The sequence below is a fragment of the Streptococcus sp. GMD4S genome (assembly GCF_000296955.1).
Window position 1 is genome coordinate 1 of sequence record NZ_AJRE01000223.1, and the last position, 1442, is coordinate 1442.

Annotated in this window: 2 protein-coding genes and 1 pseudogene; all 3 read left to right on the forward strand. The window is 42.9% G+C overall.

Annotation, left to right across the window (positions count from 1 at the left end):
* Window positions 1–638: cation transporting ATPase C-terminal domain-containing protein (locus GMD4S_RS08850; protein WP_000328880.1), on the forward strand; the 638-nt coding region annotated here is incomplete at its 5' end.
* A gap of 104 nt (window positions 639–742) precedes the next feature.
* Complete coding sequence (locus GMD4S_RS08855) at window positions 743–1153, forward strand: peptide deformylase (RefSeq protein ID WP_000412241.1); 411 nt, start codon at window positions 743–745, stop codon at window positions 1151–1153.
* An 11-nt stretch (window positions 1154–1164) separates the two neighbouring features.
* Window positions 1165–1442, forward strand: a pseudogene (locus GMD4S_RS08860) (hypothetical protein); the annotation flags it as partial.

A 1442-nucleotide genomic window follows, 5' to 3' on the forward strand; every position in this document is an offset into this window, starting at 1 on the left:
AGTACTTACTTTCTGCCAATACTGCTGAAGTATTAACTATCTTCTTATCAACCTTGTTTGGTTGGGACGTCTTGCAGCCAGTTCATCTTTTGTGGATCAACTTGGTAACAGATACCTTCCCAGCTATCGCTCTTGGTGTTGAACCTGCTGAGCCTGGTGTCATGAATCATAAACCACGTGGACGAAAGGCAAGCTTCTTCTCAGGTGGTGTTTTGAGTTCTATCATCTATCAAGGTGTACTCCAAGCAGCTATTGTTATGAGTGTTTATGGACTTGCAATTGCTTACCCAGTTCATGTGGGTGACAATCATGCCATTCATGCGGATGCCCTTACTATGGCCTTTGCAACCCTCGGTTTGATCCAGCTCTTCCATGCCTACAATGTCAAGTCTGTTTACCAATCCATCTTGACAGTTGGCCCATTCAAGTCTAAGACCTTTAACTGGTCTATCTTGGTATCCTTCATTCTTCTGATGGCAACAATTGTCGTAGAACCGCTTGAAGGAATCTTCCACGTAACCAAACTAGACTTGTCACAATGGGCCATTGTTCTTGCTGGAAGCTTCTCAATGATACTTATCGTCGAAATCGTTAAGTTTGTTCAACGTAAACTTGGTCTTGATAAGAACGCGATTTAATAAGAAAGTCATCTTCGGATGGCTTTTTTTGCATTTGAGGGAAAGGACTAGAAGTTGCCCCCTTTTGTGCTATAATAAAGTAAAGTTGTAAGGAGCGTAAGAGAATGGAAAAGAAAATTGTCCGAGATATCTTATTCTTGTCTCAGGTCTCGAAACCTGCAAGTCAGGAAGACCTTTATCTGGCTAAGGATTTGCAGGATACCTTGCTGGCTAATCGCGAGACCTGTGTCGGTCTGGCGGCCAATATGATTGGTGTGCAGAAGCGTGTGATTATCTTTAATCTTGGCCTAGTTCCCATGGTCATGTTTAACCCTATTCTCCTTTCCTACAAAGGGCCTTACGAGACAGAGGAAGGTTGTTTGTCTTTGACTGGGGTTCGAACGACGATTCGTTATGAAACGATTACGGTTTCCTATCGCGATAGCAAGTGGCAGGAACAGACCATTACACTGACAGGTTTTCCAGCTCAGATCTGCCAACATGAACTGGATCATTTGGAAGGACGGATAATTTAGGAGGAACTCAGATGAAACGCATACTATTTGAACTTGTTTTTATCGCAACGACCTGGTATATATTTTTACCACCCTTCAATCTGACTAGTTGGGAATTCATCTTCTTTCTCTGTGGGCATTTGGTGGTGATGGGGATTTTGTTTAGTTTCCGCAAGGATACCAATCTCCTCAAAACTGTTCACCTACGCCATGGCAAGGCTACCAAAGATCTCAATCTAGAAGGATTCCTTTTTACCAAACTTAGTAGAGGATTGTTTCTGACTGCAGCTATCATTTTTGCCCTTGCTGG